Annotated in this window: 8 protein-coding genes; 1 reads left to right on the top strand and 7 read right to left on the bottom strand. The window is 73.4% G+C overall.

The window, feature by feature from the left end; genetic code table 11:
• Nucleotides 1-121: 121 nt before the first annotated feature.
• The 6 genes from EDF42_RS17945 to EDF42_RS17920 are packed head-to-tail and all read right to left on the bottom strand — an operon-like array spanning nucleotide 122 to nucleotide 5,407.
• Entirely contained in the window at nucleotides 122-1,222 is a 1,101-nt protein-coding gene (locus tag EDF42_RS17945) for a calcium:proton antiporter (protein ID WP_123338576.1), read from the bottom strand.
• A 12-nt stretch (nucleotides 1,223-1,234) separates the two neighbouring features.
• Nucleotides 1,235-2,260: an ABC transporter ATP-binding protein gene (locus EDF42_RS17940; protein ID WP_123338575.1), complete on the bottom strand. Its 1,026-nt coding sequence runs from the start codon at nucleotides 2,258-2,260 to the stop codon at nucleotides 1,235-1,237.
• Nucleotides 2,257-3,057, bottom strand: a complete 801-nt coding sequence (locus tag EDF42_RS17935; protein ID WP_123673778.1) for an ABC transporter permease — start codon at nucleotides 3,055-3,057, stop codon at nucleotides 2,257-2,259. The genes EDF42_RS17940 and EDF42_RS17935 overlap by 4 nt, the downstream gene beginning before the upstream one ends.
• A 3-nt stretch (nucleotides 3,058-3,060) precedes the next feature.
• The gene (gene modA / locus EDF42_RS17930; RefSeq protein ID WP_123673777.1) at nucleotides 3,061-3,870 is read right to left on the bottom strand and encodes a molybdate ABC transporter substrate-binding protein; all 810 of its coding nucleotides are present in this window, start codon (nucleotides 3,868-3,870) and stop codon (nucleotides 3,061-3,063) included.
• The gene (locus EDF42_RS17925) at nucleotides 3,867-4,283 is read right to left on the bottom strand and encodes a molybdopterin-binding protein (RefSeq protein ID WP_123338572.1); all 417 of its coding nucleotides are present in this window, start codon (nucleotides 4,281-4,283) and stop codon (nucleotides 3,867-3,869) included. Before EDF42_RS17925 ends, modA begins: the two co-directional genes overlap by 4 nt.
• Before the next feature lie 53 nt (nucleotides 4,284-4,336).
• Nucleotides 4,337-5,407 (bottom strand): HesA/MoeB/ThiF family protein, encoded by a 1,071-nt coding sequence (locus EDF42_RS17920; protein WP_185041051.1) that lies wholly within the window; start codon nucleotides 5,405-5,407, stop codon nucleotides 4,337-4,339.
• A 95-nt stretch (nucleotides 5,408-5,502) separates the two neighbouring features.
• Between EDF42_RS17920 and EDF42_RS17915 the strand changes: the two genes are divergently transcribed.
• Complete coding sequence (locus EDF42_RS17915) at nucleotides 5,503-7,155, top strand: glycosyltransferase family 39 protein (RefSeq protein ID WP_148067865.1); 1,653 nt, start codon at nucleotides 5,503-5,505, stop codon at nucleotides 7,153-7,155.
• Between the two features lie 49 nt (nucleotides 7,156-7,204).
• Here the strand turns inward: EDF42_RS17915 and EDF42_RS17910 are convergent, their stop codons facing one another.
• On the bottom strand, nucleotides 7,205-8,137 hold the full coding sequence (locus EDF42_RS17910; RefSeq protein WP_111084697.1) for a 4-(cytidine 5'-diphospho)-2-C-methyl-D-erythritol kinase: 933 nt from the start codon (nucleotides 8,135-8,137) through the stop codon (nucleotides 7,205-7,207).
• Between the last annotated feature and the right edge of the window lie 4 nt (nucleotides 8,138-8,141).

Here is an 8,141-nt window from a genome sequence, read left to right as displayed (position 1 = left end):
CCCCCTGCGCTCCGGGGGGGCCGCGGGGGGGGCCCCCCCCCCCCCCCCCCCCCCCCCCCCCCCCCCCCCCCCCCCCCCCCCCCCCCCCCCCCCCCCCCCCCCCCCCCCCCCCGCCGCCGCGCTACGGCGAGACGGACAGCACGATGAACGCGGCGAAGATCACCAGGTGCACCCCGCCCTGCAGTCGCGTCGCCCGACCGGGCAGCACGGTGAGCACCGCGGCGACGATCGTCAGCGCGAGCAGCACGATCTGCGACGACCCGAGCCCGAGCAGCAGCGTGCCCGGCATGAACAGCGACGCCACCGCGATGGAGGGGATCGTCAGACCGATCGACGCCATCGCCGACCCCATCGCCAGGTTCAGGCTCGTCTGGATCCGGTTGCGGGCGGCGGCCTTCGACGCCGCGATGCCCTCGGGCAGCAGGATGAGCAGAGCGATCACGACACCGACGAACGACGGCGGGAACCCGACCGCGGCCACGCCGGCCTCGATCGCGGGTGACTCGACCTTGGCGAGCCCGACCACGGCGACCAGGGCGACGACGAGCAGTGCGAGCGAGATCATCGTCGCGCGACCGGTCGGCCGGGCAGCGTGGGCGTCCTCGGACTCGGCGAGCACACCCCCTGACCGGTTCACGGGCAGGAAGAAGTCCCGGTGGGCCACGGTCTGCGTCACCACGAACAGGCCGTAGAGCACGAGCGACGCCACGGCCACGAAGACCAACTGCGTGCCGGTGAAGGACGCGTCGTCGGTGCCGGTGGTGAACGTCGGCAGCACCAGGGTCAGCACGGCGAGTGCGGCCACCGTCATCGTCGCGGCGCTCGCGCCCTCCTGGTTGAAGCGCACGGTGTTGTGCCGGAGCGTCCCGATCAGGATCGCGAGGCCGACGAGCCCGTTCATCGTGATCATCACGGCCGAGAACACCGTGTCGCGCGCCAGCGTCTCGGCCTGGGCGCCGCCGGAGCTCGACAGCGAGATGATCAGCGCGACCTCGATGATCGTGACCGCGACGGCGAGCACGAGTGAGCCGAAGGGTTCCCCGACCCGGTGCGCGACGACCTCGGCGTGGTGCACCGCAGCGAGCACGGTGGCGGCGAGCACGACCGCGACGATCGCCACGACCACGGTGCCGAGTCCGTAGCGGCCGTACGAGAACGCGAGCACGACGGCCGCCAGGATCGGGATGGCCACAGGCCACGCCTTGGGGAACCAGGAGGTCATCCGTCCATTGTCTCAACCGCGCGGCGCGTACACCGCCAGTTCGGATGCCGGGACGTCGACGCGGACGGCATCGCCCGGGCCGATCCCGAGCGCCGTGACGCGCGCCAGGGTCAGGTCCGCGACCAGGTCGCCGGCGCGCACCCGCACGAGACCGTCCCGCGGTTCGAGCGACGTGACGGTGCGCTCCGGTCCGGCGCCGTCCCGCGTGAGCACGGCGGCCGTCGGGTGGAAGGCGCCCAGGGCGGGCCGACCGGGAGGCACGGCGTGCGTCCCGGACGCCAGCTCGCCCCCGCCGTCGGTGGCGATCCCACCCGCGGTGGCGGTCCCGCGCACCAGCGCGAGTCCGGAGAACGCCGCCGCGAAGGCACTCGTCGGCCGTCCGAGCACGGCCGCTGGGGTGCCGTCCTCGACGATCCGGCCGTGCTCGACGACGACCACCCGGTCGGCCAGCGCGACGACCTCGACCGGGTCGTGGGTCACCAGGACGCTCGGGCGCCCGCCGATCGCGGTGCGGAGGGCTGCACGGACCTCGTCGCGCGCGGCGACGTCGAGCGCCGACGTCGGTTCGTCGAGCAGCAGGACCGCCGGGTCGGTCGCGAGCGCCCGGGCGATCGCGACGCGTTGGGCCTGCCCGCCGGACAGCGCGTCGGGGCTCCGTCCCGCCAGGTCGTCGATGCCGACGGCCGCCAGGGCCCGGAGCGCGCGGGCACGGGCCGCGGCCCGTCGGACACCGGCGGCGCGCGGGCCGAACGCCACGTTGCCGACCACGTCGAGGAACGGGAACAGGTCGGGCCGCTGGGCGACGAGTCCGATGCGACGGCGGTGGGCGGGGACGGTCCGCCGCTGGTCCGACACGACGGTGCCGCCGAGGACCACCTGTCCGGCGTCGATCGGCAGCAGGCCGGCGAGGGCCTCGACCACGGTGGACTTGCCCGCGCCGTTCGGCCCGATGACGGCCACGCACTCCCCCGCCGCGACCTCGAGGGCGACGTCGACTCCGCGCCGCTCGACGACGATGCGTGCGGTGACCCCGGTCACGCTGCCATGCCCCGGGTCCGGAGCGACGAGGCGCCGATGACCACGACGGCGACCACGACGAGCACGACCGCAAGTGCCACGGCGGTGTCCGGGTCGACCTCGCGCTGCAGGTAGATTTCCAGCGGCAGGGTCCGGGTGACCCCCTGCAGGCTGCCCGCGAACGTCAGGGTCGCACCGAACTCGCCGAGTGCGCGCGCGAAGCAGAGCACCAGTCCGGAGACGATGCCGGGCAGGACCCTCGGGGTCGTGACGGTGAGGAACGTGCGGGTGGGACCGGCGCCGAGGGTGGCGGCGACCCGCTCGTACCGGTCCCCCTCGACGCGGAGCGCGCCCTCGATCGAGGACACCAGGAACGGCATGGCGACGAACGTCTGCGCGATGACGACCGCTGTCGTGGTGAACGCGATGTGCAGTCCGTGGTCGTCGAGGAACGCCCCGACCACCCCGAGGCGACCGAACGCCGCCAGCAGCGCGAGCCCGCCGACGACGGGCGGCAGCACGAGCGGGAGCAGGACGACGGCGCGGGCGATCCCCACCCACCGTGACCGGGACCGGGCGAACAGCACGGCGAGCGGGTACCCGAGCACGAACGCGACGGCCGTGGCGGTCAGCGCGGTGCCGAGGCTGAGCCCGAGGGCGGTGCGCGACGCCGTCGAGGTGACGAGGGCGACGAACGACGACCAGTCGACCCGACCGAGCATCGCGAGCACGGGGACGACGACGAACAGGCCACCCAGCACCGCGGGCAGCGGGAGCCACCAGGCGACCGGCGGCCGTCCGTCAGCCCGCGAGGCCACGGGTCACGGCTTCCCGAACCCGGCGGCGGTGAGCACCGTCTGGCCCGTGGCGGACCGGACGGAGTCGGAGAACGCCTGCGCGAGCTCCGGGTTCTCGGAGCCCTTCAGCACGCCGATCGGGTACGTGTTGACGGCCTTGCTCGACTCGTCGAACGGGACACCGTCGACCTTGCCGTCGGCACCCTGCACGTCGGTCACGTAGACCAGCCCGGCGTCGGCCTGACCGGACTCGACCTTGCCGAGCACGTCGGTGACGGACTGCTCCTCGCTGACGGGCTGCAGATCGACGCCCGAGGCGGACTCGACCTTCGCCGTCGCGGCACCGCACGGCACCGGGGCGGCACACGTGACGAGCTGCACGCCGGAGCCGGTCAGGTCGTCGAGGCTCGTGATGCCCTTCGGGTTGCCCGGCGCGACGGCGATCTCGAGGACGTTCGTCGCGAAGTCCCGCGGTGACCCGCTCGCCAGGTCGGTCGATGACAGCTTCGCCATGTTCGCTTCGTCGGCGGACGCGAACACGTCGGCGGGGGCACCGTTCTGGATCTGGGTGACGAGATCGCTCGAGCCCGCGAACGAGAACTCGATCGAGGTGCCCGGGTGCGCGGCCTCGAACTGCTTGCCGAGCGTGGTGAAGGTCTTCTGGAGCGACGCCGCGGCGAAGACGGTGATCGAACCCGACACGTCTGCGTCTGCGCTCGACGTCGATGACGGCGACGACGACCCCACCGGAGCGTCGGCGGTGGAACACGCCGCCAGCCCGAGCGCCGCGACGACGGCGAGGGGCACGAGCAGCGAGCGGGAACGACGGGTCATCGGGGGTCCTCCTGGTGCGTGGGCGCCTCGACGGTGACCATCGTGGCCTTGACGGACGCCACGGCGACGGACCCGACCTCGAGCCCGAGGTCGCGCACCGCCTCGGCGCTCATGAGCGAGACGACGCGGTGCGGGCCGCACTGCAGTTCGACCTGCGCCATCACCGTGTCGACGACCAGGTCGGTGACGATGCCGACGAAGCGGTTCCGTGCCGAGCTCTTCACGCCGGTGTCCGGGGCGGCCAGCTCGGTGCTCCGCGCCCGGGCGTACTCGGCCACCTGCCGACCGTCGACGACGGCGCGTCCGGAATCGTCGGTGGCCCGGTCGAAGGTGCCCCCGTCGACGAGTCGACGCACGGTGTCGTCACTCACCCCGAGGAAGCTTGCAGCGTCGCGGATCCGCAGTTGCGTCATGATGCGACGATCCTAGCCGCGGAAGCGGCGCCCTGGACCCGATCAGTGTCGAATCAGGACAGGTGCCCGATCACCACGGGCAACCCTTCGCGGCGCCAGGCCTCGAACCCGCCGTCGAGGACCGCCACGTGCCTCCAGGCAGGTTGTGCGGCAGCCCACGCGTTCGCACGCGGACCACGGGCGCAGTAGACGACCACGTCCGCCGCGTCGGTGTCGCCGGTGACCGCGTCACCCGTGACGGCTCCGGCGACCACGCCGTCCGCGCGTTCGGCGTCGGTGCGCACGTCGACGACGACCACCGGGTCAGCGGGATCGGCCAGGCGCGCGGCGAGTGCGGACGGGGCGATGCGCTCGGTCCGGGACGCAGCGACCGCGACGGGACGGCGTGATGCCGGCCCGCGCCGGACGGGGCTCTCGCTCCACCGCCAGCGGCGCGCGTCGACGGTCAGGACCCGTCCGAGCAACGGTTCGCCGGTGCCGGTGACCAGGGCCAGCACCTGCCCGGCCATCACCGCTCCGACCGCTCCGCACAGTGCCGGGACGACGCCGTCCAGGGCGCACGAGCCCTCGTCGGGCAGGGCCTCGGGGTGCAGGTCGTGGAAGTCGACGCCGTCCGGCCCGGCGTCACGGAACACGCTGACCTGTCCGTCGTGGCCGAGCACCGTGCCCCAGACGAACGGCACGCCCGCGTCGGAGCAGGCGTCCGAGACCGCTCGGGTGACCAGGACGGAGTCCGCCGCGTCGACGACCACGTCGTGCCCGGCGACGAGCTCCGGGGTGAAGGAACCGACCACGGCGACGGCGTCGAGTTCCGGGTCGACGGCGCGGGCGCGGGCGACGGCGACCTCGGCCTTCGACGATCCGACGTCGGCAGCGGTGAAGAGCGTCTGGCGCGCGAGGTTCGAGGCGTCGACGACGTCGGGGTCGACCACCGTGAGCCGGCCGAGCCCGGCGAGGTACGCGACGACGGGAGCCCCGAGTCCGCCGGCCCCGACCACCAGGACGCGTGAAGCGGCCAGGCGCCGGAGCCCGACGGCGCCGACGTCGGACAGGGCAGCGGTCCGCGAGCCGAGCCGGGTCCGCCACGGGGAGAGTGCTGCGACGGGGGCGACGAGGGGGTCCATCCCGTCATTCTGGCCGGTCGTGCCGAATCCCTGCATGTGAATGTTCAGCGGGTGGACGCGGCGGATGCTCAGTGCCGCTCGGTACGGTCGCGGGCGTGAGTTCTCCCCGCACCGGCACCGTCACGGTCCGACGCACGACGTCGGATGTGTCGACGCGCGCACGGCTCAAGGCGCTCGCCCTCTCGACCGTCCGGGCACTGGTGCGGGCACCGGAGATCACCATCGGTGTGGTCGGAGTCGTCGTCGCCGCGGCCTTCACGTGGGTGCCGTCGGTCTGGTACGACGAAGCCGCCACCCTGACGAGCGCGCAGCGCAGTTGGCCGGCGCTCTGGGCGGAGCTGCAGAACGTCGACGCCGTGCACGGCCTGTACTACGCGCTCATGCACGTCTGGCTCGCGCTGGTCGGCTACTCCCCGTTCACGCTCCGCTTCCCGAGTGCCCTGGCGATCGGGATCGCCGCCGCACTGGTGGTGGCGCTCGGTCGGCGGCTCGGCGGCGTCCGGCTCGGGGTCGTCTCCGGTCTGGTCTTCCTGCTGCTGCCCCGCGTCGCCTGGGCTGGTACCGAGGGCCGCCCGTACGCGACCGTCACCACCCTCGCCGCGCTGCTCACGCTCGTCGGCCTGACCGCGGTCCGTCACACCCGGGTGCGGCACCACGCGACGCGGTGGTGGATCGTCTACGGCGCTCTGGCGGCCGTGGCCGTCCTGTTCAACGTCTACCTGTCCCTCGCCGTCGTGGCGCACGGCGTCGTGCTCGCGTGGACCGGCGTCGCCGATCGGGCGGCCCGACGGCAGGCCTCGGTGACCGACCGCCGCAGCGCGGTGCCCCCGGCGATGGTGGACCGCGCCGTCGTCGTCCGCTGGGCCGTCGCCGCCACGGCCGCAGCCGTGGTCGTCCTGCCGTTCATCGGACTCGCGGCCGGTCAGGCCAAGCAGGTCGGCTGGATCACCGGCATCGGGTGGGCCACCCTGCGGCAGGTCTTCGCGACGGCCTGGTTCGGGGTCGTCTACCCGTACGCCGCCCTCGGGTGGTTGCTCATGATCGTCGCTGTCGTACTGGCGGTGCGCGCGGTCCGGCGTCCGGAGCCCGGCGCGCGTGACGTCCTGCGGATGCAGGCCGTCCGGGTCGCGGTGCCCCTGACGATCCTGCCGACCGCGCTCCTGATCGCCGCGACGGCCGCAGGTGAGCACCTGTACTCCCCGAAGTACGCGAGCATCAGCCTGCCGTTCGTGGCGCTCCTGATCGGACTGGCGATCACGGCCATCCGCCCGCGACGCTGGATCGCGATGGCGGTCGTGGGCATGGTCCTGGTGTCCGTGCCGACGTCGACGATCGTGCGGCTGCCGCACGCCAAGCAGTCCTCGCACTGGGCGAACGCCGCGGCCGTGATCGAGCGCGAGCGCAACTGGGCGACCGACTCCGACGAAGGCGTCATCTACGGCAGCGTGTACGGGCACCCGACCACGACCGCACAGGTCATCGCCGACGCCTACCCCGAGGCCTTCACCGGCATGCGGGACCTCGCCGTCACGAGCACAGGAGCGGAACGCGGCGAGCTCTGGAACACGAACGGCGACATCGCCACGACGGTGCCCGCTCGCCTGGACGACATCGACACCGTGTGGTTCGTCGGCGCGACGTCGCGGAACATCCGCCCGCAGGTGTCCGAGACGCTGAAGGCACAGGGGTTCCACGTCGTGCGCTGGTGGCACGAGGACACGGTCATCCTCTGGAAGTACAGCCGCTGAGCTGACGGCCGGTCAGTGCTCGTCGTACGATCAGCGCTTCGTCGTACGGTCAGTGCACGAGGCGGGCGCCGTGCACCGGACCGGTGGCACGGAGCGCGACCAGGCCGGCGGCACTGAGCTCGACCTGCAGTTCGAGCGCGGCGTCACGGTCACCGACCAGGAACGCCACCGTCGGACCGCTGCCCGACACCAGACCCGCGAGCGCCCCGGCCTTCTCGCCGAGTTCGAGGGTCGACGCGAGTCCGGGCTGCAGCCGCATGGCCGGGGCCTGCAGGTCGTTGTGGACGCAGTCGGCGAGCAGGTCGGGGTCACCGGCACGCAGCGCCTGCAGCACGTTCGACTCCACCACGGGGTGGGACGGCGCCGGTGCGATGTCGGCGCGGTAGCGCTCCCGGTGCTCGTCGAGCGCACGGTAGACCGCCGGGGTCGACAGGCCGTCGTCGCTCAGCGCGAGGACCCAGTGGAACTCGCCCTTCGCCAGCGCGGGGCTCAGCTCGTCGCCGCGCCCGGTGCCCACGGCCGTGCCCCCGGCGAACGCGAACGGCACGTCCGCGCCGAGCTGCGCGGCCAGACGGAGCAGTTCCTCACGCCCGAGGGCGGTGCCCCAGAGCGTGTCCACGGCGAGCAGCGTGGCCGCGGCGTCCGCCGAGCCACCACCCATGCCGCCGGCCACCGGCACCTGCTTGTCGATCGTCAGCCGGACCCCGCCCCGGTGCCCAGCGGCGTCGGCCACGAGCCGGGCCGCACGGATCGCCAGGTTCGACTCGTCGACCGGCACGTTCGACGTGTCGATCGGGCCGGTGAAGGTCACCGAGAAGTCGTCGGCGTGCTCGGCCGTGACGTCCTCGTACAGCGACACGGCCTGGTACGCGGTCGCCACGTCGTGGTAGCCGTCGTCCTGCAGCGCACCGACGGACAGGAACACGTTGATCTTGCCGGGGGCGCGCGTCCGCACGCGGGTCGGGGCGGCCAACGTGGTCATGCCC

Origin of the sequence: Curtobacterium sp. PhB172, assembly GCF_003752545.1 — a bacterium.
In the GTDB taxonomy this organism is placed as follows: domain Bacteria; phylum Actinomycetota; class Actinomycetes; order Actinomycetales; family Microbacteriaceae; genus Curtobacterium.
This window is presented reverse-complemented; position numbering and strand designations above follow the sequence as displayed.

Bases quoted from the DNA above. Each gene is read 5' to 3' on its own strand.
- EDF42_RS17945 (WP_123338576.1), bottom strand. From the start codon at position 1,222: ATGACCTCCTGGTTCCCCAAGGCGTGGCCTGTGGCCATCCCGATCCTG.
- modA (WP_123673777.1), bottom strand. From the start codon at position 3,870: ATGACCCGTCGTTCCCGCTCGCTGCTCGTGCCCCTCGCCGTCGTCGCG.
- EDF42_RS17925 (WP_123338572.1), bottom strand. From the start codon at position 4,283: ATGACGCAACTGCGGATCCGCGACGCTGCAAGCTTCCTCGGGGTGAGT.
- EDF42_RS17920 (WP_185041051.1), bottom strand. From the start codon at position 5,407: ATGGACCCCCTCGTCGCCCCCGTCGCAGCACTCTCCCCGTGGCGGACC.
- EDF42_RS17910 (WP_111084697.1), bottom strand. From the start codon at position 8,137: ATGACCACGTTGGCCGCCCCGACCCGCGTGCGGACGCGCGCCCCCGGC.